A 23,253-nucleotide genomic window follows, 5' to 3' on the forward strand; every position below is an offset into this window, starting at 1 on the left:
AAGTGTTTTTTCGCTGGTTACATAAGAGTTGGAAATATTTTTGGGGGATTGTTCTCTCCCTTTTGCTGGTAATAGTTATTGTTGGGGCAACACTGTTGGGGTTATTGCAGCTTGATGCAACGCAAGATTATCTACTGGACCGCATAGAGCAAAAGATCGAACGATCTTATCATGCCGAAATATCGGTGGGAGAACTGGATGGCTTTTTACCCTTCCAGCTTTCCATGCAAGATGTTTTGCTAACGGGTACTGATTCTTTATCCGCAGATACCCTGGCGTCAATAAAAACGATCAACAGTCGAATAGATGTATGGGGGCTGCTTCAAAATCGCATTACCATTACAGGATTTTCAGTAGATCAACCGAACATTTGGTTAAAAGCGGACCGGAAGGGGCGGAGCCGGTTTTTGCGACCGCGTCAAAAGAAAATGATTACAAAGCAGGGCTCCGAAGAAAATTCATGGTTTACAACGGTAGAAGTGGTAGCTCCTACTATGGAGGTGAAACAGGGCAATATTTATCTAAAATCTGCTACGAAGAAGAATCAGATTGGTAACCTGCCGCAATCATTTGCCATAACTGATATCAATGCCGGCTTTTTTGTTGATTGGAGTGAAGAACAACGTTACCTGGATGTTGAATCATTTTCGGCTAATACGGAAAATCTGGGTATCGATGATATCTCATTTTCGGGACAAGTTTACAACGATGATCGATACCTGGAGTTTAACTCATTTTACGTCAATTTAGATAATTCACGGGTTATCTTAAATGGAGAAATTGACGGGGTTAATATTCTGGAGCCTGATTTTACTGCTCAACTATTAGAGGCTCATTACAATGTATGGGTGCGTTCTGAACAACTGCGTCCCCGTGATCTGCGTGATGTTATTCCCGCTCTGCCCAAAACTGATGCTTTGTTTACCTTAGATGTGGAAGCAGAAGGTACCACGGATTCTCTGGGCGTTGATTATGCATCCGTTGGTTTGGGAAAGAGTAGAATAAGTTTGAATGGTTCTTTTAAAAAGTTGCAGAGTAAAGAAGCATTTTCATATGATATCTTTTTGGATGAGCTAACGTTGTACAAGAAGGATATTAATAAACTTACTCCTACGCTTTCTGCCCCACAGTATCAGGCGTTAGAAAATCTTAGGGCTTCAGGTAAGGCCGCCGGTTCTTTAGATTCTGTAGAGGTTGACCTGCAGTTTGAGAGCCCACTTGGAGAACTGACTATGAAGGGACAGAGCGATTTAAAAGAGCCCTACGAGTACTCGGGTTCTCTTGAGGCTTCAAAGCTGGATGTTAGTCCACTGGTACCGGCTACATTTGATACTACATCTTTAAATTTTAGTGCTTCTCTGAGAGGCCGCGGGGTTACCCTTGGAAAAGCAAAAAGCTATTTTACTGCTACATTTACCAACAGTTTTGCAGATCATATCCCTATTCAAGAGCTGGAGGTGACTTCGTCGTTGGCCAATAAGGTCTGGGAGCACGAATATAAATACAACAATGGTGATGAAAAGCTGAGTGGTTCCGGTAATGTTGATTTCACCGAAAAGCCGTATGTATTGACAATGAGTGGCAGTGCCGACAATATGGATCTTGGAAAGCTGGTTAATAATACTTCCGTAGTATCAACTAAGCTCAATTTTGATTATAACACAGAAATCGAAGATCTGCGGATCGATCACCTTCATGGGAGGGCAAACCTTGATGTTCGTCCCTCTGTAATTGGTGCCGACTCTGTACGTGCGCACCAGTTTTATGTAGATTTAAACGATGTGGATAAGGAGAATAGGTCTCTCCGGCTAACCAGTTCTGTGTTCGATATGAATGTATCCGGTGATATCAAGCCTAGAGCTATCATATCTCACAGCAAATTTTGGGTTCCTCTTTTGACGCAACAGTTTCGTAAAGAGGTATTGATGGATACAACAGTTGTTACAGGTTCTGTACAACCTGAGCCTCCCCAAGAACCAATAGTACTGGAAGGGAGTATATCAGCAAAGGATCTGACGCTCATTAAACGATATATACCCAATTTCCCGACGATACAAACAGATTCCAAGATTTCATTCAGTGCCAATACCGATGGTACTCGTCTGCTGTTATCGGCCGAAGTGCAAGCTGATACCTTACACTATAATCAGTTTGATTTTAGCGACAGCCGTACACAAATGACAGCGAGTTTCAGAAGCGATCGTAGCTTCAAAGAGTTTTCGACAGTTGATCTCCAGACACGTATCGGAGAGGTGAAAACACCTTCTGTAGATATGGATTCCCTGGGATTTAATTTATCTGTCAAGCAAGATTCTGCACATTATAAACAATACGTAGGTAGTATTTCTGATAATGCCGAATTCAATATGACATTGAACTCATCATTATCAGATTCAACAATATCTGTGTCGATTCCCGAGTTTTATGTAGGAAACAATAGATATGCATGGACAAACGAGCATCTGCCTTCTTTCTCTTACCATCGCAGCGGCGAGGTATCATTTCGAGATTTTAGTTTTCAGAATCAAAATGAATATTTCAAACTGCAAGGAGTGCTCAGTAAAAACAGGACTGATTCGCTAACCTATATTTTACGTGATATTAAATTAGGGCGCATTTCGGAATTAATTAAAGGAAAGATCAATTTCAGTGGTGTTTTGGATGGTACCCTTGTAACCCGATCTTTAACGCGCCGCCCGAGTATTCAGGGTGATCTCGATGTTGAGAAATTTCATTTAAATAATCGGTTGGTGGGCGATGTTACTTTCAACAGTGAGTTTAACCCAATAAACGAACAGTTCGACACCCAAATTGATATTAAAACTGACAGCACAAAATACAGTGATTATCTGAAATCTAACGATGGCATAGGGCAGGATATACGTCTTGATGGGTATTTCGTGACGCCCAAGCCAGAAGTAAAACAGGATACCGTCTTCTATTTTGATGCGGATTTCAACCAAATCGATATGTGGGTGATTCCCCTTATTGTGGATAAGGTGTTTAAAAATATGGAGGGACAGGCTACCGGAGAGGGCTATATTACCGGTAACTTCGATGATTTTGACTTTAATGCCAATTTCGATACCAAAAATGTATTTGCCAAGCCCCGGTTTGTTAATACCAACTACTTTGTAAGTGGGCCTGTTGAATTTGATCGCCACAAGGGGGTAGTCCTCGATTCATTAGATGTTATGGATACAAAGGGAGGTACCGGAGTGGTTACCGGGGTGGTAGATCTGAATGATTTTGATCCCATTACCTACCTTGATCTCACCCTTGATATGCAGCGGCTACAGTTCCTGAATAATACAATGGATCCCGATGTGCCATTTTTTGGGAGTGTTTCGGGTACTGGCGTTGTTCGTCTCACAGGGTCCAATACCGATTTGTATATGAGAACGCAAAATCCGGTACGTGTGACCAGCGATTCGGAAGTTTCTATTCCATTACTCGAGGAAACGGAGCTGAGCAAGAACAGCAAATTTATTCGATTTGTAGAATCGTTTGATCAGTCAACGGAAGAAGCAGAAAATGGCAATAATGTAGATCCGGCCCAGATGGATGAAGAACAACTGGAGCTTGCTCTCGAAAATATGACATTTAGCGAGCGTTTTGATCTGGATCTGCAATTTAATGCCCCTGAAAATATTACGGTAAATCTTATTTTTGATCCGGTATTGGGTGAGGTATTAACGGCACAGGGCACCGGGCAGATGCGTATTAGCATGCAAGACCAGGATGTTCAGATGTTTGGGCGCTATAATATTAATAGCGGGGATTATCAGTTTGTTACCGGTGAAATTATCAGTCGAAATCTAGAGTTGGAACCGGGAGGAACGATTGCGTGGGAAGGGCCGCCTGATAATGCACGGTTAGATATCAGTGCGGTTTATCGGGCCCGCCCCAATATTGCTACGCTCACCTCAGAGACAACCCTGGAGTCTCAAAATCAAAGGAATGGGCAGCGTGTACCTATTGAACTTATTTTGGAGATTAACGGTACGCTAAACAGTGTAGAAAATAATTACTACTTCCGCTTGCCGTCTTCAATTGATCTGTCTTCTAACTCAACAATGCAGTATACGATCAATCAAATAAATCGCGATGAAGAACAGAAATTATTCCAAGCTACCAGTATTTTGCTTTCCGGGCAGTTTATTCCAACTGAAGGAACAGGTAGTGCAACGGCCTCACTGAGTCAAAACCTCACCAGGGGTTCAACCGTAATAAATCCACTAATTTCTAACCAGGTAATAAGTCCATTATTATCTAACCAAATAAATGCGTTACTTAACAGTGATGTAAATCGGCTGGATGTAGACTTTAATTTGAACGCCTATAATGAAGTCGATTTGGGAATTGCATTGCGATTGTATAACGATCGACTCATTTTACGGCGTGAAGGTCAGATTACAGGCGGTGGTTCACAACAGTCGTTTAGTGATCGTATAGGAGATATTAATGCAACCTACCGAATTCAGCGCGGATTATCGCTTACCGCTTTCCACCGCCAAGATCAGGTCTTGAACAGTCTGGGCAGCCCTGGAACACAAACCGGGGATGTTACGCCCAGTGTTGATGGCATTGGATTGGAATCCCAAGTACAATTTAATAGTTGGAAAGAGTTAATGGGAAGAATAAAAGATTTTTTTAACAGTATTTTTGGATCAAAGAAAAACAAAGAAAAAAGCAAAGAAGAATTATCTAATCAGAAAGCAGTAGAAGAAGAGAAGTAAGAATTTTTAAGAATTTAGAACATATTCAATGAGTAAAAGTAAAAAAGAAACATTCGAGGAAATTATCCTCAAAATTCTTCGCAAGAATCCGAATGCGCATCTGCCATTCGATGTTCTGAAGAATATTTTGCAAATAAACAGTGGACAAGACAATAAACGATTAAAGAGTGTAATCAACAGTCTGTTTGACCGAAACCTTATCGTTAAACGTAAGGGCGGATCTATTCAGCTGGCCGGCAATGGACAAGAACAAAGTAAAAATACCGTTACCGGTAAGCTCGATATAAGCAGACGTGGCACCGGATATTTAATTACGGATGCCTTCGACGAAGATGTGCGTATTCCTTCAAAACATCTGGGAACTGCTCTACAGGATGATAAAGTAAAGGTAGAGCTCTTTAGCAGGGGGCGGAAAGATCGTCAAGAAGGAAAAGTTATTGAAGTACTAGAGCGCGGCAAAAGTATTTTTGTTGGTACCCTCAACAAACAGGGTAAACAAAATTACCTTATTAAACCCGATGAAAAATCAGCCCATACAGAATTCTTTATTCTTCCCGACAATATTGGCTATGCCCAACCGGGAGATAAAGTTGTCTTCGAACTCGTAGACTGGGTGCATCCGCAATCTTTGCCGGAAGCTAATATCGTTGAAATTCTTGGAAAAGAGGGCAGCAACGATGCCAATGTACTTTCCATATTGGCAGAAAATGATATTAAAGCCGGTTTTCCTGAAGAGGTGGTAGATTATGCCGAAAATATGGAAACTGGCATTACAGAGCACGAAATTAATCGTCGACGCGATATCCGCGATGAGACGGTCTTTACGATTGATCCCGATACGGCTAAAGATTTTGATGATGCTCTGAGTATTAAAGTCCTAAATAATGGTAACTATTACCTGGGCGTGCATATTGCCGATGTTACTCACTATATGCCACGTAATACCGTTCTTGATGATGAAGCCTATAACCGGGGAACCAGTGTATATCTTGTGGATCGGGTGATACCGATGCTGCCGGAGAAGCTCAGTAATGGGGTATGTAGTTTAAGTCCTCATGATGATAAATTAGCTTACAGTTGTTTTATGGAGATTGCTCCCAATGGTAAAATGGTGGATTACTCTATCGAAGAGACGGTTATCCATTCTGATAAACGATTTACTTATGAACAGGCGCAAGAGGTTATTGACGGAGCCGACAGTGAATTTGCCGTGGAGATACAGACTGCAGCCAAGCTTGCACATACGCTGATCGACAAACGTTTTGCCGAAGGTAGTATTAACTTTGAAACACCTGAGCCAAAATTCATTTTAGATGATGATGGCACGCCTATTGATGTGAAACTTAAAGAACGATTGTTTGCACACCGGCTTATTGAAGAGTGTATGTTGATGGCAAACCAAACCGTAGCCAAACATATAGACAATCTACGGGAACAATCTCATAAGAAAAATAATGATGATTTGTATCCGTTCTTATACCGTATCCACGATCAACCGGATCTTGACAAACTCAGAAATATTGAAGAAAATGTGAAACCTATTGGGATCAACTTTCATATTGATAGCCCAACAGTGAGCTCAAAAGCGATTAATGTATTGCTGGAACAGATAAAAGATACCTCGCTTGAACTCACGGTTAATGACTTGATGTTGCGGGCGATGTCGAAGGCAGAGTACAGCCCTGACAATATTGGGCACTTTGGGCTTGGCTTTGAAGATTATGCACACTTTACCAGCCCCATCCGTCGTTACCCAGATGTACTGGTCCACCGCTTGCTGAAAAGCTACGGTGCCGGTAAACCGAGTTATTCATATAATGAACTAAAAAAGATGGGCTCACATTGCAGTGAGCAAGAACGATCTGCTATTGATGCAGAACGTGATTCGGTTAAGTTAAAACAAGTTGAATACCTAAGCCAACACCTCGGTGAAGATTTCGACGGGGTCATAAGTGGTGTAATGAGCAGTGGTGTGTTTGTGGATCTGAAAGATCTGCACTGCGAAGGGATGGTACGAGTAAGTGATTTAACCGATGATTATTATGAATACAAGGAAAATCAACATTGCTTGGTTGGACGAAATAAAGGCAAAAAGTATCAGCTGGGGAAAGAAATTCGTGTGAAAGTTGTTAAAACTGACATAGAAGCACGACAAATTGATTTGAAGCTTGTTGATGACGGTGAATAATTTAATTTATCCATAAATATTGATTCTGCTATGAACGCATCTCAAATATTACGGCGATCGTTACTGCTCATACTGCTATTAGCATTGGGAGGAAGCCTTGTGCAAGAGGCTTCTGCCCAGTACCTCTCTTTTGGAAAAAACAGGGTGCAATACAAAGATTTTGACTGGAAATATATTCAGTCAGAACATTTTGATATCTATTATTATGAGTCTAAAAATTACGACTTGGCTAACTTTACTGCCTACTCGCTGGAGGCGGCCCTTAAGCAGTATCGAGACGATTTCGACCATGAGATAGCTGATCGTATCCAGGTAATTATTTACGATTCTCATAATGATTTCTCACAGACCAATGTGGTACCGTTACCGGTAGACGCCGAAGGTATCGGAGGGGTTACCGATCCCTATAAAAACCGCATAACCATGCCTTTTGGGGGCGATTGGACGAAGTTCAGAAGTACCTTGCACCACGAACTGGAGCATGCCGTTATTAATGACATGTTTTATGGCGGAAGTGTGCAATCGCGGCTAAGTGGCAATGCCCTGCAAATACCGCTTTGGTTTAACGAAGGGATGGCCGAATATACGTCACTCGGATGGGATACTAATACAGACATGTTTATCAGAGATGCTGTTATTAATAACTACTTGCCTCCTATTCCACGACTGGGAGGTTTCTTCGCATACCGGGGCGGACAGTCTGTTTGGAATTTTATAGCGGAGGAATATGGTCGTCAAAAGATTACAGAAATCATGCAAAACCTGAAGTCGTCTCGCAATATCGAGTTGACTTTTGAGCGAACGATGGGATTAGACATGGAGGAATTAAGTGAACGGTGGAAAGATTACTATCGTAAACGTTATCTGCCCGAAGTAGCTAATAGAGAGAAGATTTCAAGTTTTGCTGAAAACCTTACGGAACGCGATAAAAGAGGGGTCTATGATACGAGTCCGGCAATTTCTCCACAAGGAGATAAAATTGCCATGATTACTAATGAGCGCGGTTATTTTGACGTGGTTGTTATTAGTGCTATAACCGGGAAAAAAATTAAAACGCTTATTAAAGGGGAGGACAATATTAATTTTGAAGAGCTTAATATTCTAAACCCTAATCTTACGTGGTCGCCGGATGGTACCAAGATCGCCCTTTCTACAAAATCGAAGGGAGAAGATAACCTGGCTATTGTTGATTATAATACCGGGAAAGTAAAAATGATCAGGTTCCCTAAAGTGGATGCAATTGGCTCTGTGGCGTGGTCGCCAGATGGCGATAAAATTGCGTTTGATGGAAATATTGGTCCTTACCAGGATATTTATGTGTATAACTTGCAGAGTAAAGAGTTTAACAACGTAACGAATGATGTAATCTCCGATTATAACCCTGCATGGGGGGGCGATTCAGAAACTATTTATTTTACTTCAACACGGGGTGATGAAGTAACCCTAAATTCAGTAAAGAATTCGTCGCGGTTGTTATTGGATGATGATCTCTACAGTACTGATATTTATGCTGTTACAATGGGGGATGCCAAGGCAAAACGGTTAACCAAAACACCCAAATGGAATGAACAACAGCCCGCCACAACCCATGATGGCCGACTATTTTATGTGTCAGATGAAAATGGTATTTCCAATATTTATCAAATTGATCTAAGTGATCGTACGTCTAATCCGATAACAGACTTGCAGACAGGGGTTCGGCAGATGTCAATAAGTGCTGATGGTAGTCGATTGGCAGTAAACTCTATTAACGAAGGCGATCTGGATATTTTTATGGTGCAGTCTCCGCTCTCTCGTAAAAAGAATGCTCCTTTAGAACCTAATCATTGGGCAAAGCGGAGAGCCCAGGAAACTGAAGCAGAACGTGTGCCGGCCACAGGGTATGTTCGGGCAATGTTAACAAGCAACTCCCTTAGTGAGACAAGCTTAACAGACAAGGTGGCCGATAAAGTTGATCCAATGCCGAAAGAAGCTGTTGTTGATACCTTGGCGAAAACTGCTGAAGCAAAACAGGATACGACCCAACAGACGGGGCAAGAGTCTGAAAATATCGATTTTAGAAACTATGTTTTTGAATCTTCGGTAGAAGAAGATTCTGTCTTCAAAGAAAAATATCTGGATGCAGCCAAGTTTGATCTTGAAGGCAATAAGACAGAGGATGGCCGGTATCAACCCCAAAAATACCGATTGAAATTCAGCACGGATCTTATTTTTGCAGGGGGTAATTTTTCAACCAGCTATGGAACATACGGAATTACCCAGATTCAGTTTAGTGATCTCTTAGGTAACCACCAGATATCATTTGGTAGTAACCTCAACCTTGATCTGAGAAACAGTACCTACTTTTTACAGTATGGTTACCTAAAAGAGCGTACTGATTGGCTCTTTAGCTTTTTTCATAACTCAAATAACTTCCAGGACTTTTCGGGTCGCTTATACCGGTTTCGATCGTATGGAGGCGCTATAAATATGCGATATCCTTTCGATAAATTCCGTCGTATTGATGTGAGTTTATCAATGCTTGGATTGGCACAAGATTACACCGTTGCATTTCAGGATATCTCAGAAAACTTAACTTCCACCTTTCTACATCCGCAGGTAACTTACACGACTGATAGAACGCTAAGAGGTTTTATTACCCCCAGGGCCGGGTCCAGATATTCACTAAGTATTACCGGTAGTCCACCACTGACAGGAAGTACGCCTGAGTTTATTTCTGTATTAGGTGACTATAGAAAATACTTTAACCTCGGGTCACGGTATTCTTTCGCTGTTAGGGGATCTGGGGCAGCATCTTTTGGTAAAGAGTCTCAAAATTTCTTTATGGGAGGAATGCTGGGCTGGATAAATCAAAAATATTCCAACCAGAGTTTGCCAATAGAAGAATTGAGTGATCAGTTTTTTACTCAACCGGCACTGCCCCTGCGAGGGCATCCGTATAATGCAACCTATGGAGACAAATATACGCTGCTAAATGCGGAATTTCGATTCCCTCTATTTGCAGCACTCTTGCCGGGACCTGTTCCTATTTTACCACTCTATAATCTTACAGGGATTGCATTTGTAGATGCTGGTATGGCCTGGGGTAAAGATATTCCGTTAGAAGTGTTTAATTCTCAAGGTCAGAATGAAAAAATTGCAACATTAAATGATAAGGATCTTAATTTTGCAATTGGAGAACAAGTAACCTATTACGTTAATCGTGGAACCTCGGATATAAAGAAAGAACCTCCAGCCAATCCCGATGATTATTTTGAAGTACCAGCAGTTGAAGGAGATATACTGATGGGTGCCGGCTTTGGTTTACGAACAATCTTGTTTGGGTTCCCGCTCCGTTACGACGTGGGGTGGCCTTATTACCGCAACGGATTTGGTGATGATCCCATCCACTATGTTACTATTGGAATAGATTTCTAAAGATCATAAATAAAATCTGGTCCCGTATTTCAGGATATATAAAATATTCTATCGGCCTATAACGCGTTTTACTTTGAGTATCCGATCAAACTTTTTATCAGGATCTTTAAAGTAAACAAACGTCAAATACTCTTGTTGCGCCGATAGAAATCCATGATCCAGGGCGAGGTCGTAAATACGATTTGAGCGTACAAGTACGTATTTATAGGCGTACTGCCCCTGCTTGACCAAGGCGTTACCTTCCCAAAGCTTTCGGTCGCTATTATATTGCATCTTATTAAGCGGGGTAATCATCCAGTTATTGAAATGCCCCACAATATAAATATTTGATGAGGCAGAAAATTTGGAGTTTGTTTCCAATGAAAATCTCACACGACCATATTCGCTATTTCTATGGTTTTGAGGTCTTCCCAGAACAGATGCTGATCGATGTTGGGCGTTGGTATCCAGCGTTTGTGAGTCGCGACGAAGCAGTACCGAGGGCGGGGTTTTTCCGGGGGTGTACTCAATAATTTGTTGCCCGTCAGGGGTAAAGGATCTCAAATCAAGTACGTTAAATTCATAATTTCCGATATAAGTCTGGTTTCGCCTGAGATGCCCGTGTAATTGCCCCGGATCTATGGTATCAAGGAATCCGGCTTCTTTCATTCGCCCCCAAAAACGGTTTTGCACAAACGAGATTGAAAGATCGAACTGGGGATACTCAACAAATTCGGGATAGTGATAGGTGCTAAACGGCTGGTCCAGGGGGCGGCCATCTTTACGTTTACTGTATAATCTTTCAATACGTGTGTCGAGACTCCCTTTATTTTCAGTAATAAAGAATGGAACAGAGAAAAGAAGCTCACCGCTTGTATAACTGTATATTTCTAACAGGTAATTGCCACTTACCGCGGGGCGAAGTTTGCCGGGAAACTCATGCTCTACATGCCAATACGAGGTGCGCTGGCTAAAACTTTCCCGGGCACTCTGTATGTACGTGTGTGAAAAACTGTTGAGGTAGGTAGAAGGAGAGATAGTACTTTTTTTCCAGTCTTGAGTACGATGAGAAACCTGTATTCTAAACTGGCGGCTTTCTTCTGCCAGGTAATCGAAAGAGAGTACCAGCTTTTGTTGTGAGCCTAATGATAGTATCGGGGCTCCGTTGGGATTGCCTTTTGGGTGCAGTTGAATGCTTTGTATATCTCTTGGGGGAGCTTTTTGCTGGGGTAGGGCAAGGCTGTTTTTCAGTCCATTAGAAACAGGGTGGGTATAGTTATTATCGCCGGAATATTCTTTTGATGGCGCGCAACCCATCCCCAACAATAATACTAAAACTATAAAAATTGATTTGCTATAAGAATGTACCTTTGAAAACAAAATGGGCAGGACCTTCAAGTTTTATATTTGAATATGTATTGGTATTACGATCAAAGGAGAAATGAATGTTCAGTGTTCCGCCTTCTGTTTTAACTTGGTATTTTGCATTTGGCTGATGCTGTTTTTGAATATGATGCCATGCCAAGGCAGAGGCGATAGCTCCGGTACCACAAGCCAATGTTAAATCTTCAACGCCCCGTTCGTAGGTTTGCAGCTCCAGGCTCTTAGAATTTGTGCCGCATATAAAATTAACATTGGTGCCTTTGGGTTGAAAATGTTCGTGATAGCGCAGTTTTTTTCCTTGCTTTTTAAGTAGATCGCTTTTTTTGAGATCGGCCTCTTCAACAGTTGTGACAATATGTTCTGTGCCGGTATGTATCTGGTACAGCCGGCGTTCATTGATTTGTTGTTCACTAATCGATGCTTCCATCGGAAATGAGATGCTTACCGTATCTTCAGATATGATTTTTGCCTGGTATACCTGGTTGTGTACATTAAAAGTATGAGTGGCATCGAAGCCCAGGGAGTAGGCAAAAAGGGCAATACAGCGGGCCCCGTTACCGCACATTCCGGCGTTACTTCCATCCGGGTTGCGATAGATCATGGTATAGTCTGCCTCAGGTTTTTGAGGTATGGACAAAGCCAGGATACCATCAGAGCCAACCCCAAACTTTCTGTCGCATATATCAGGAGCTAATGAGGCAATATCTTCTTCTGAAAGCTGAAGCTTGCGGTTGTCAAATACGACAAAGTCGTTGCCGGCACCATGCATTTTAATAAATGGAAGGGCTGAGTTAAACATAAGATATTGTTATTGGCTAAATGCAGGTAAATGTTTCCAGGACTCATCATCAGAGATAACCGGATCCATATTACGCATCAAATTAGAAAACCGAAGGGCCAGAGAAGTAAAAATGAGTTTGGGTTGTACATTCTGGTAAATCATTGGTTTACAGTTGTTTACCTGGGCAATCATGTCTTCTAACCGGGCATCACTGAGCGTTTTGCAAAATTTCTTAATGACATCAATCTGGTCGGCATTGGTAATTAATGACTTCTTTTGAGTAGATCGATATACAAGCAGATCGCGCAGAAATACTTCCATTACATTGAGTACGGCGATCTGCCCTTCAAGATTTTGTTGGCTTTGCCAGTCTTGAGCTGTTTCTGTAATATTAACGGCATCCTGAACGTAGGCATAGCGCAGGTATTCGATAATCTCTTGCCTTGTTTGTTTGAGCGTATCAACATCAAAAAAGCGGGTCATAGCATAATTACCCCCCGATACCCGGGCAAGGTAAGCGGCATCGTCTTCGGGTAACCCATCTTGCTGGATCAAGGCTTGCTCAATTTCGCCGGTTTTTAAAGCCGAAAGTTGAATGTGTTGGCATCGAGATATGATGGTAGGCAGTAAAGCCTCGGTATGATCGGTAGTTAACAGAAACATCAGGTCTTCGGCGGGTTCTTCTAATAACTTAAGAAAAGCATTTGCCGCCTCCTTTCTCATGTTTTCGATACCGGTCATAATGACAACCGTTTTTTGCCCCTCATTGGGTTTATAATATGCTGTTGGGCGTATCTCTTCCCTGAAATAGTCGATGGGATAAAACGCTCGCTTGTTTTTGGTGCTATCTTCGTTAGTGAGTGAAGGGCGAAGACTAAAGTCTACAATTTCGTAGGGATCTTTTTTTAGCAGTTCCAGCCGACTGCGAAGCTCATCCACAGAAACGTTGGTGGGCACCGGTAAAAAAGCGTGAATGTCGGGGTGGTTAAACCATGAAGATTTTTTAGAAAATGCCTGGCTGCCCAGATTGGTTAAGTTATCAATACCGTTGATAAGTTCTGCAAAGGCCAGGGCAAATGCAGTTTTCCCAATTCCCGGTGGCCCCGAAAATAGATAGGAATGGCTGATGCGTCCCGATTTTAAAATTCGTTCAATTTGTTCTCGGGCAAAATCCTGTCCTACAAGACGCTGGTCGCCGAATTCAAATGTTAGCTCATTATAGTTTATCATGATGGTTTATTCATCCCAAATAAAGTCAAAAAGTAAAATGCCGGCCGTGATGGTTACACCGGCATAACCGAACAGGGCCCAGAAATCGTTTAAGTAGTTTTCGGTAAAACCTTCAATAAGGGCTGCTTTTGTTGTTCGTACGAGTATTAATATCAGAGGAAACAGCAATGGAATGCTTAAAACAGAAAAGATGGCCCCCTTGCGATCAGCCTGAGAGACGATGGCCGCAAGCATGGTTGCAATGCCAGAGAGGCCTGCCGTTCCCAGAATAAGTACCAACAGAAGTGCCCATCCGTCTGCGATCGGCATCCCCAAAAGAAAAATATAGAGTAAAAAGGTGGCAATGTTTACCGAGAATGTAAATAGATAATTGTAGCACAATTTGCCTACAAAAACTTCGCTGGCTTTGCCGTGAAGCCGTAGCAAATCAAAGGTTTTGCGGTCGGTCTCCATCACAAAAGAACGTGATAAGCTGGAGAGTGCAGCAAAGAGAATGATAATCCAAACAAGGGCACTTTTTGGCGTCGGGGATAACTGTTGTGCATTTAATGCGAACAAAATTAGCAGTAAAGAAGCCCCTACGAATGCCAGAACGGTATTGATAGCATATCGTGAGCGGAGTTCAGTTTGTAAATCCTTGGCCAGTACAGCCGTTATTCCTTGTAAAAATTCCATCGACGAAGTTTACAAAATTTGTGATGAAGTAGTAAGCGTATGCTCTTTTTAATCCAAAAAAATAAGTTAAGATTCACTTACTAAAATAGTTGGATCACATCTTAAACGATGAGTATATTTGAACAGCATTACAATTAATAACTTAGTTTTTTTTGCCGAATGAACATTTTCAGCTTGTTGGATCCCCAAACTGTATTTTCTGCTCTTGAAGTCAATGATAAAGCTGAAATTTTAAATAAACTAGTTTCATCACTGGAAGGTACCATATCAGAAGGGGAGATTGAACGAGTTCGGGAGGCTGTTATCGAACGAGAGAAAATAATGTCTACCGGCGTTGGCAAGGGGCTGGCCATACCTCACGGTAAAACAGCGGGTCTGCAAGAAACCTATGCAGCATTTGCTATCCTTGATGAACCGGTAGATTATGAGGCTATTGATGATAAACCGGTAAATATGGTGTTTCTGCTCGTGGGGCCACAGTCTAGTAATAGTTTGCATATAAAACTATTGAGTAGAATATCGCGGTTAATGAACAATAAGGATTTTCGGGATTCGCTGAGAGAATGTAAAACGTCAGAAGATATTATTGAACGCTTTAAAGATGAAGAACATGTCTCGTTCAGTGGTTGAGAGAGAAATAAAAATGATACTGTATGTCGCAAAATAAAATAATATATGTGGTAATATTTCTTTTGATGGTAATGGGGGCTGCAGATCCGGTAGTTGCCCAATCTAACTCTTCCCAACCGGATATTAGGCATACGATTGAACAAAGTCTTGCCAATGACGCGTTTTGGTCGGTGGTTGTACGCGATTCGACGGGACAAATTTTAGAACGATATAACGATGAAAAATTAGTACGACCGGCTTCAAACATTAAACTGTTGACCTCTGCAGCTATTCTTGATGAACTGGGGCCTGATTATACTTTTAAAACAAAAATATATGGAATTGGTTACCAGGCAGGGGGTACCTGGGAAGGGGATATTATTATTCGTGGTTCAGGTGATCCGTCAATAAGTGGCACTTTTTATAATGAAGATCGCTTTCATGTATTTGATAAGTTTTATTCCGCCATTGATTCAATGGGTATCCAAAAGATTAATGGCAATCTCATCGGCAATACCGCTTTTTTTGATGAGCAACCCTATCCTGAAGGGTGGAGCTGGCAAGACCTGTCTTTTTATTACGGGGTAGAAATTAGTGCATTGTCATTTAATAATAATGCAGTTGATCTGCGGGTATATGCAGATGTACAGATTGGAGAAAAGCCCCGTATCGAATGGTTCCCCTTTGATACAAAGTATGTTAGCTTCGTCAATGAGCAGGTTATTACGCCACGCGGTACTGAGTATGATGAGTATTATCGGCGACTTTTGGGGACCAATACTATTTTATTGCGAAGTAAGTTGCCAAAGGGATATATAGAGAAAGAATCGTTATCCATATTAAATGCCCCGAGATTTTTTCTGGATACCTTTAAAAAATATCTCGAATATGGAGATGTTTCTGTAAACGGACGTATTATCGTGGATCCCCAAGAAGTAAATTGGAATTCGAAACGATATAAATTGCTTACCCAGCATGAGTCAAAACCGTTAAAAAAACTGTTGACCCGTGTTAATAAGAAAAGCGACAACTTTTACACCGAAATGTTGTTGAAAACAGTGGCAGCCGAGCACTATAATGCGCGTGGCAATACAGAGCTGGGTCTTAGTTTGGTCGAAGATTTTGCCGTTGCTATGAAGATGGACACAACAAAGCTGGAAATGAATGACGGTTCCGGAATGGCAGCGAATACGTTGGTTTCGGTGGATGATTTGAGCCAAATGCTTATTAAAATGCAGGAGCATCCCCACTTTAATATATATAAAAAAAGTTTGTCCATAGCGGGGGTAGATGGATCTCTGAAAAATCGCTTTGTAAATACGCCCCTGGAAGGTAAGCTATTTGGAAAAACCGGTTATGTTTCAGGAGTTCGTTCTATAAGTGGTTACATGAATGCCAAATCCGGACAAACGTTGGCCTTTTCGGTAGTTACAAATAATTATACTGACAAGACTTCGTATATTGATTACGTTCAGGATAAGCTCATAAAACAACTGTATAAAAAATTTTAGCGAATGGCCCAACCTACGGTTTTAGTTACTGATGATGAACAAAGTATTCGGAATTCTCTCCGGGATATCCTTGAATTTGAAGGCTATACCGTTTTAGAGGCAGAGAGTGGAAAACAGGTTTTTGAGCTTGTGGGGGAAAAGTCCATAGATCTGATGCTTTTGGATATCAAAATGAAGGGCATGGATGGAATGGAGATTCTGTCTAAAATCAAAGAGGAGAATTACCACTTCCCGGTTATTATGATTTCTGGACACGGTAATATCGAAATTGCCGTGGAGGCTACTAAAAAAGGGGCTTTTGATTTTATAGAGAAGCCTCCGGACTTAAACAGACTATTGGTAAGTGTGCGTAATGCGCTGGACCAGTATCAACTCTCAAAGGAGAATAAAACGATAAAATCGCGGCTGCCCCAGGTCCCCGAGATTATTGGAGAAAGCGATGCCATTCATCAGATAAAAAAGACGATAGACAAGGTGGCCCGTACAAACTCTCGAGTAATGGTTACGGGAGAGAACGGAACAGGAAAAGAACTGGTCGCTCGATGGATCCATGAGAAGAGTAAACGCAATAGTGGACCTTTTGTGGAGGTAAACTGTGCTGCTATTCCGGCTGATTTGCTCGAAAGTGAACTGTTTGGACATGAAAAAGGGGCTTTTACCGGGGCCAGCAGTCAGCGTATTGGTAAGTTTGAGCAGGCAGACGGGGGCACACTATTTCTCGATGAAGTGGGAGATATGAGTCCTGATGCGCAGGCAAAAGTACTTCGCGCTTTACAAGAAAATGTGATCACTCGGGTAGGGGGAAGTGAAAAAATTCCTGTGGATGTTCGTGTTATAGCGGCAACAAATAAGGAGCTGCTGGATGAGATTAACGAAGGTAACTTCCGAGAAGATCTTTATCATCGCCTAAATGTAATTCCTATTCATGTTCCACCGCTGCGGAAGCGGAGAAAAGATATTCCACTTTTAGCCCAGAATTGGCTTAATCAGTTGGCAGAAAAAGATATTATGTTTTCTGGAATTTCTTTTGCCGATAAGGCTCTGAAAGCATTAAAGAAAGAAGACTGGTCGGGAAATGTACGAGAGCTGCAAAATGCTATTGAGCGGCTTGGGCTCTTGGCTGATGGTAATGAAATTACAGAAGAGGACGTTCAAAACCTGACGCTATCGGGACATAAAAAGACCGATGGGATAGATAATTTAGTAGAAGAAATTAAACAGTTTAAGGATTTTAAAGAATCAGCAGAACGGTTATTTTTATTCCGGAAACTAGAAGAGCACGATTGGAATATATCACAGACGGCCAAATCTATCGGTATTCAACGCAGCCATATGTACAACAAGATGAAGAAGTACGATATTGAAAGGTAACATAGGTTTTAGGCAGTGATTTTGACAGTGCTTTGTCTTTAATAAGGGTTATTAATTTTTAATGAGTTAGTATAAAAGATGTCAGCGAAAATTATTGACGGTAAAAAAGTGGCACAATTAACGCGTGATGAGGTCAAAAAAGACGTAAATGATTGGGTGGAATCGGGCAATCGTGCACCCTTTTTACAGGTTGTTTTAGTTGGGAATAACCCTGCCTCGGATGTGTATGTAGGGGCAAAGACCCGGGCCTGTAAAGAAGTTGGTATTGAAACCGATACCATGCGTTTGCCCGATACGATATCAGCTAAAGAGCTGGAGGCCACAATACAGGAGCTGAATAATGATGATTCGGTAGATGGGATCTTGGTACAGTTGCCCTTACCCAACCATTTGTCATCTCACAATGTGATTGAATCTATCGATTATCGAAAAGATGTAGATGGGTTTCATCCTATGAACGTAGGAAGGTTAACAGTAGGGCAACCCAGCTTTCGGTCGTGTACACCGGCGGGAATTATTGAGTTGTTCAAGCACTATAGTATCCCCACCAAAGGAAAGCATGCCGTTGTAGTGGGGGCCAGTAATATCGTGGGTCGTCCAATTTCGATTCTACTCAACAAAGAGAAGGGAGAAGAGGGCAAGGCTACAACTACCGTTTGCCATAAGTTTACCAAAGACTTAACCCAGCATACTATTTCTGCAGATATTCTTATTGTAGCAGCAGGGCAGCCCAACCTTATTAAAGGCGAAATGGTGAAAGAAGGAGTAGTAGTTGTTGATGTGGGGATCAATCGTGTAGCTGATGAAACCAAAGAGAAAGGTTACAGTCTGGTAGGCGACTGTGACTTTGAAAGCGTAAAAGAGAAAGCCAGTTGGATTACCCCGGTGCCCGGCGGAGTTGGCCCAATGACGGTGGCTATGTTGATGAAAAACACCTTGCTCGCCGCTAAAAAGTCAATCTATCCCCAATAGTTCTACTATAGCATAGCTCTGTAACTCTGGGACGTCTGGAATTACAGGGCCAGCTTATTATTTTTTATTTTTGGTTTTCAATGGATATTGCTGTTCCGCCACCAGGCGCCAGCCAGAGTTTCAGCGTAGTATTACTGCTAACCTCTCGATTTTCAATGTCATAATCGGTAGGGTTGCTTTGCCAATGGGCTTTTTTTCCATCGCGATAGATGGTAGCGTTGTAAGATTTTCCTTTTTGCAAAAAGTCCAGAGATATATTGATGGTTCGCTCTTGTTCATCTGTTACGGCTCCCAGATACCAATTTGCCGTGTCTTTCTGTTTTCGGGCGGTTACAACATAATCTCCGATAGCTGCCATGGGGGTTATAGATTCTGACCAGTTTACAGGTACATCTTGAATGAATTGGAACATAGGATGTATTTCACCTCCTTCAGTAGTATAATTTTCAGGAAGATCTGCAGCCATCTGCATGGGACTATACAGGATAACATATAGTGCCAATTGGTTGGCCAGGGTGGAATGGACCTGTTCTTTATCACGGAATTGATCAAAAGTAATATCAAAAATACCGGGCGTATAATCTACCGGACCGCCCAGGACCCGGGTAAATGGTAAAATAGTGGTATGCTCCGGCGGCATGCCATCGCTCCAGGCATTGTACTCCATGCCCCGTACACCTTCACGGGTCATCATGTTGGGATACGTTCTGCGAATTCCAGTCGCTTTTATAGGTTCGTGAGCATTAATACCGATCTGATATTTCGCAGCGGTTTCAACGACTTTACGATAGTGCTGTACCATCCACTGCCCATGGTGATATTCTCCTTTGGGAATAATTCCTCCCGCGTAGCCTGTTTTTATATGATGGATGCCATGCTTTTGATATAATTGAAAAGCGGTATCCAATCTAGTTTCGTAGTGAGCTGCCTGCCCGGATGTCTCATGATGACCAATAAGAGCAATATCATTTTTACGGGCATAGGTTGCTACCTTTTGGAGATCAAAATCAGGGTAGGGGGTGGTAAAGTCGAAGAATCCCAACGAATCTGTTCCCCAATATTCCCAGCCGGTATTCCATCCCTCTACAAGCAACCCTTTGATATTAACCCGGTCATTAAAATCGATATACTTCTTTACATTTTCAGTAGTTGCACCATGAGCGGTACCACCTTGTTGACCAAACGAGTCTTCAGCCTGATCGCTGTAATTCCAGCTTGTTTTCCCGATATGTAGCTCCCACCAGACCCCGGTGTACTTCAAGGGAGTAATCCAATCGGTGTCTTGAAGTTTATTGGGCGCATTCAGATTCAGGATCATGGAAGATTCTGCCAGATCGCCGGCTGTTGTAGCTATTTGTACCGTTCGCCACGGGCTATGAAAAGGAGCCTCGGTTTTGACTTTTGTACCATCTGCCCAGGGTACCAGTTCACTTTTTAGTGTTAGACCGTCAGCAATTCCCAGAGTCATTCCGGCATAATCCGTAAGGTCTGCTTCGTGCAAGCTGAGATAAATACCGTTATCTGTTTTTAGGGTAACAGGAGTGTTAACTGCTTTAAAATTGTCTATCTGTCGATCTACCCGCTCATTTTCACTCTTAAACTCAGAAGCATCAATTTCGCTTACGAGGCTCTGTTTATAGTTGTATTCATAGCTGTCATAGTCGGCCGGTATCCACCATGCGGTATGGTCATTGGTAAGCGTAAATTCAGTATGCTCATTCATGATATGCACACTGTCGGCAAGTGCTTCTTGCTCAGGAAATTCATACCGGAAGCCGAGACCATCATCAAACAACCTAAACCGAATATTAAATCTACGGTGTGGTTCTTTTTGTTCCTGCAATTCAACAAGAAGCTCTTTGTAATGATTACGAATTGTTTCTTGTTCTCCCCAAACTGGTTTCCAGCTATTGTCCACCGTATTGTGTGCTGTGTTTTTGATCTGAATTCCCTCTTTAAGAGCCGCTTGATTCTTGAATTCAAAACCAAAGCTCGAACTATCAATAACGATATTACCGTTATATACGACGGCATATTGAGCTTGGCCTTGGTCAGAGAGAAAAAAGTTTAACTCTACCACGCCATTGGGGGAAGTGATGGTTGTTTGTGGCTGGGTATTACATGCTACTGTTAAAAGGGTGAGAACAAAGACTACAAATGTAAGCGCTTTCATATGCGGTTAAACGATTTATATGCGGGTTTAGGAAAATATAATACTTAAAATTGATCCTTTTGAGCACAAAAACAACTGCTGTTTTACCTGTATTCTTTCTTTTTACTAATAGCAGATAAGAATGGCGGGAAAGTTTTTTTTAAAGAAGGGTGACATAAGGGTGTCAGTGTCATCATGTATACTACAGATGAACACTAATTAAACGACCGGAAAATTATGAATACTGCAACCAAACTTACGCACCAAGAGTCCACAACAAATCTTGAACCTGTACTTCGTAAAGTATTAAAAGAAGCAGAACGCGAACATTGCGAACTGCAGGAGATGTTTGAGGTGATGGGATGGAGTGAGTTGCCCGATGCTTTAAAGATTGAAATTAAAGATGATGTATCAGCGATGGCTGATGAGCTTCGAGGTCAGTATTCCAGTTGTGATCCACATGTAGCACGTCGCCGGCAGCGGGTAGTATATTGGGTAAACAGCTTTATGGATGGTATTTGCTCATTAAAAACGGCTATTGACGCTCTACGCGTTAAACCATTATGAGTAAGAAATAGTGTTAGAAAAACCGGATATTTGAGAGCGCTGCCAGGAGCGAGCAATGAAAGTGTGAGTAGACTTGTGGAGAAATTTTATCCCAAAAAGGGTTAAGCAGGTCGCTCACATTTTTTTTATCTTTGCCCAAACCAGAAATCCAATACCTGCAGACTTTATCAATCATGCAAAATTCCTCTCCTTTCGATCGAATAACACGGCAAGGACTTACCTATGACGATGTACTCCTTGTACCCGCATACTCAGAAACGCTGCCTCGCGAGGTTGACACGAGTGTTAAGTTAACTGATAATCTAACTTTGAACGTGCCCGTTATTAGTGCGGCGATGGATACGGTCTCGGAATACCGATTGGCTATTGCATTGGCTAGAGAGGGCGGTATTGCAATGCTGCATAAAAATATGTCTATTCAGGATCAGGCTGATCAGGTGCGCATGGTAAAGCGCAGTGAGAGTGGTATGATTGTAGATCCGGTTACACTTGGAAAAGATTCTACCGTTCGGGAGGCACGGGGATTGATGAAGAAGCATAAAATTGGTGGTATCCCTATCGTCAAAGAGGATAATACTCTTATCGGTATTGTGACCAATCGTGACCTGCGTTTTGAGCACTATGTGGATAAAAAGCTCAGTACCATCATGACGACAGATAATTTGATTACGGCTCGTGAAGGAACCACCCTCGAGGAAGCCGAAAAATTATTACAAGAGCACAAGGTCGAGAAGTTGCCCATTGTGGATGCTAATATGAAATTAGTAGGGCTTATTACCTTTAAGGATATTGAGAAGAAGATGAACTTCCCCAATGCCTGTAAAGATGAGATGGGGCGTTTGCGTGTTGGAGCAGCAGTAGGAGTTACCGAAGATACGCTTGATCGGGTTGAAGCACTGGTAGATTCAGGGGTAGATGCTATTACGGTTGATACTGCGCATGGCCACTCTTCCGGGGTGCTGGGCATGATTAAAGAAATTCGAAACGAATATCCTGATCTTAATCTTATTGCCGGTAATATTGCGACCAAATCGGCGGCAGAGGCGTTGGTAGAAGCCGGTGCCGATATTTTGAAAGTAGGAGTTGGACCCGGATCAATATGTACTACACGAGTGGTAACGGGTGTGGGTGTGCCACAGCTTAGCGCGGTAATGGAAGTGGCTGAATTTGCGCAAGATGCAAATATTGGCCTTATCGCTGACGGTGGTATTAAGCAGACCGGTGACATCCCGAAAGCGATTGCCGGCGGAGCTGATGCTGTAATGATGGGGTCAATGTTTGCCGGAGTGGATGAGAGTCCCGGTGAGACGATCATTTATGAGTCACGAAAGTATAAATCGTATCGTGGCATGGGAAGTCTTGGAGCGATGGAGCAGGGCTCTAAGGACCGCTATTTCCAGGATGTCGAAGATAATATCAACAAGCTGGTACCTGAAGGTATAGAAGGACGTGTACCGTACAAAGGATATTTAAGTGAGGTTGTTCATCAGATGACCGGTGGCCTGCGGGCTGCAATGGGCTATGTTGGAGCCGAAGATATTGGATCTCTACAGAAGTCAGAATTTGTACAAATTTCTGCAGCAGCTTACAAAGAAAGCCATCCGCATTCAGTTCAAATTACTAAAGAGTCTCCGAACTATTCAGTAAGCTAGTTACTTTTGTAAACAAAGATTCTTTTT

The 23,253-nt window shown here is 42.1% G+C and carries 14 protein-coding genes; 9 read left to right on the forward strand and 5 right to left on the reverse strand.

Annotation, left to right across the window (positions count from 1 at the left end; genetic code table 11):
- Window positions 1–62: 62 nt before the first annotated feature.
- Genes G3569_RS00250 through G3569_RS00260 form a run of 3 tightly spaced genes read left to right on the forward strand, consistent with a single transcriptional unit; the run spans window position 63 to window position 10,344 of the window.
- Window positions 63–4,739 carry a translocation/assembly module TamB domain-containing protein gene (locus tag G3569_RS00250; protein ID WP_205719959.1) on the forward strand — a complete coding sequence of 1,559 codons (4,677 nt, stop codon included), beginning with the start codon at window positions 63–65 and terminating at the stop codon, window positions 4,737–4,739.
- A gap of 28 nt (window positions 4,740–4,767) precedes the next feature.
- A complete protein-coding gene (rnr, locus tag G3569_RS00255; RefSeq protein ID WP_165264883.1) occupies window positions 4,768–6,927 on the forward strand; it encodes a ribonuclease R in 2,160 nt (719 codons plus the stop codon).
- Window positions 6,928–6,957: 30 nt separating this feature from the next.
- Window positions 6,958–10,344, forward strand: coding sequence for a peptidase MA family metallohydrolase (locus G3569_RS00260; protein ID WP_165264885.1), 3,387 nt, complete (start codon window positions 6,958–6,960; stop codon window positions 10,342–10,344).
- A gap of 48 nt (window positions 10,345–10,392) precedes the next feature.
- Here the strand turns inward: G3569_RS00260 and G3569_RS00265 are convergent, their stop codons facing one another.
- From G3569_RS00265 to G3569_RS00280, 4 genes are read right to left on the reverse strand one after another with little or no spacing between them, the layout of a single operon-like run.
- Window positions 10,393–11,640 (reverse strand): type IX secretion system plug protein, encoded by a 1,248-nt coding sequence (locus G3569_RS00265; RefSeq protein WP_165264887.1) that lies wholly within the window; start codon window positions 11,638–11,640, stop codon window positions 10,393–10,395.
- 37 nt (window positions 11,641–11,677) lie between these two features.
- Window positions 11,678–12,505, reverse strand: a complete 828-nt coding sequence (gene dapF, locus G3569_RS00270) for a diaminopimelate epimerase (protein ID WP_165264889.1) — start codon at window positions 12,503–12,505, stop codon at window positions 11,678–11,680.
- A 9-nt stretch (window positions 12,506–12,514) separates the two neighbouring features.
- Window positions 12,515–13,717, reverse strand: a complete 1,203-nt coding sequence (locus G3569_RS00275; RefSeq protein ID WP_165264891.1) for a DNA polymerase III subunit — start codon at window positions 13,715–13,717, stop codon at window positions 12,515–12,517.
- A 6-nt stretch (window positions 13,718–13,723) separates the two neighbouring features.
- Window positions 13,724–14,392, reverse strand: a complete 669-nt coding sequence (locus G3569_RS00280) for a heme exporter protein CcmB (RefSeq protein WP_165264893.1) — start codon at window positions 14,390–14,392, stop codon at window positions 13,724–13,726.
- A gap of 159 nt (window positions 14,393–14,551) precedes the next feature.
- Here G3569_RS00280 and G3569_RS00285 point away from each other — a divergent pair, with 159 nt between their 5' ends.
- The 4 genes from G3569_RS00285 to folD all read left to right on the forward strand — a co-directional run bounded on the left by G3569_RS00285 (window position 14,552) and on the right by folD (window position 18,855).
- A complete protein-coding gene (locus G3569_RS00285; protein WP_165264895.1) occupies window positions 14,552–15,022 on the forward strand; it encodes a PTS sugar transporter subunit IIA in 471 nt (156 codons plus the stop codon).
- Between the two features lie 23 nt (window positions 15,023–15,045).
- Entirely contained in the window at window positions 15,046–16,512 is a 1,467-nt protein-coding gene (gene dacB, locus G3569_RS00290; protein ID WP_165264897.1) for a D-alanyl-D-alanine carboxypeptidase/D-alanyl-D-alanine endopeptidase, read from the forward strand.
- 3 nt (window positions 16,513–16,515) lie between these two features.
- The gene (locus G3569_RS00295; protein ID WP_165264899.1) at window positions 16,516–17,883 is read left to right on the forward strand and encodes a sigma-54-dependent transcriptional regulator; all 1,368 of its coding nucleotides are present in this window, start codon (window positions 16,516–16,518) and stop codon (window positions 17,881–17,883) included.
- 78 nt (window positions 17,884–17,961) lie between these two features.
- The gene (gene folD / locus G3569_RS00300; RefSeq protein ID WP_165264901.1) at window positions 17,962–18,855 is read left to right on the forward strand and encodes a bifunctional methylenetetrahydrofolate dehydrogenase/methenyltetrahydrofolate cyclohydrolase FolD; all 894 of its coding nucleotides are present in this window, start codon (window positions 17,962–17,964) and stop codon (window positions 18,853–18,855) included.
- A 64-nt stretch (window positions 18,856–18,919) separates the two neighbouring features.
- Here folD and G3569_RS00305 read toward each other — a convergent pair whose 3' ends face one another.
- Entirely contained in the window at window positions 18,920–21,028 is a 2,109-nt protein-coding gene (locus G3569_RS00305; protein WP_165264903.1) for a glycoside hydrolase family 97 protein, read from the reverse strand.
- Window positions 21,029–21,244: 216 nt separating this feature from the next.
- Between G3569_RS00305 and G3569_RS00310 the strand changes: the two genes are divergently transcribed.
- Both G3569_RS00310 and guaB read left to right on the forward strand, forming a co-directional pair.
- Entirely contained in the window at window positions 21,245–21,574 is a 330-nt protein-coding gene (locus G3569_RS00310) for a hypothetical protein (protein ID WP_165264905.1), read from the forward strand.
- Between the two features lie 173 nt (window positions 21,575–21,747).
- Window positions 21,748–23,226, forward strand: a complete 1,479-nt coding sequence (gene guaB / locus G3569_RS00315; RefSeq protein WP_165264907.1) for an IMP dehydrogenase — start codon at window positions 21,748–21,750, stop codon at window positions 23,224–23,226.
- Window positions 23,227–23,253 lie beyond the last annotated feature (27 nt).

Source organism: Fodinibius halophilus (genome assembly GCF_011059105.1).
In the GTDB taxonomy this organism is placed as follows: Bacteria; Bacteroidota; Rhodothermia; order Balneolales; family Balneolaceae; genus Fodinibius; species Fodinibius halophilus.

Excerpts from the sequence above, each read along its gene's own strand:
- G3569_RS00265 (WP_165264887.1), bottom strand. The coding sequence starts at position 11,640 with ATGGGTTGCGCGCCATCAAAAGAATATTCCGGCGATAATAACTATACC.
- G3569_RS00310 (WP_165264905.1), top strand. The coding sequence starts at position 21,245 with ATGAATACTGCAACCAAACTTACGCACCAAGAGTCCACAACAAATCTT.
- G3569_RS00305 (WP_165264903.1), bottom strand. The coding sequence starts at position 21,028 with ATGAAAGCGCTTACATTTGTAGTCTTTGTTCTCACCCTTTTAACAGTA.
- dacB (WP_165264897.1), top strand. The coding sequence starts at position 15,046 with ATGTCGCAAAATAAAATAATATATGTGGTAATATTTCTTTTGATGGTA.
- G3569_RS00275 (WP_165264891.1), bottom strand. The coding sequence starts at position 13,717 with ATGATAAACTATAATGAGCTAACATTTGAATTCGGCGACCAGCGTCTT.
- G3569_RS00280 (WP_165264893.1), bottom strand. The coding sequence starts at position 14,392 with ATGGAATTTTTACAAGGAATAACGGCTGTACTGGCCAAGGATTTACAA.
- dapF (WP_165264889.1), bottom strand. The coding sequence starts at position 12,505 with ATGTTTAACTCAGCCCTTCCATTTATTAAAATGCATGGTGCCGGCAAC.
- rnr (WP_165264883.1), top strand. The coding sequence starts at position 4,768 with ATGAGTAAAAGTAAAAAAGAAACATTCGAGGAAATTATCCTCAAAATT.
- G3569_RS00260 (WP_165264885.1), top strand. The coding sequence starts at position 6,958 with ATGAACGCATCTCAAATATTACGGCGATCGTTACTGCTCATACTGCTA.
- G3569_RS00285 (WP_165264895.1), top strand. The coding sequence starts at position 14,552 with ATGAACATTTTCAGCTTGTTGGATCCCCAAACTGTATTTTCTGCTCTT.
- guaB (WP_165264907.1), top strand. The coding sequence starts at position 21,748 with ATGCAAAATTCCTCTCCTTTCGATCGAATAACACGGCAAGGACTTACC.
- folD (WP_165264901.1), top strand. The coding sequence starts at position 17,962 with ATGTCAGCGAAAATTATTGACGGTAAAAAAGTGGCACAATTAACGCGT.
- G3569_RS00295 (WP_165264899.1), top strand. The coding sequence starts at position 16,516 with ATGGCCCAACCTACGGTTTTAGTTACTGATGATGAACAAAGTATTCGG.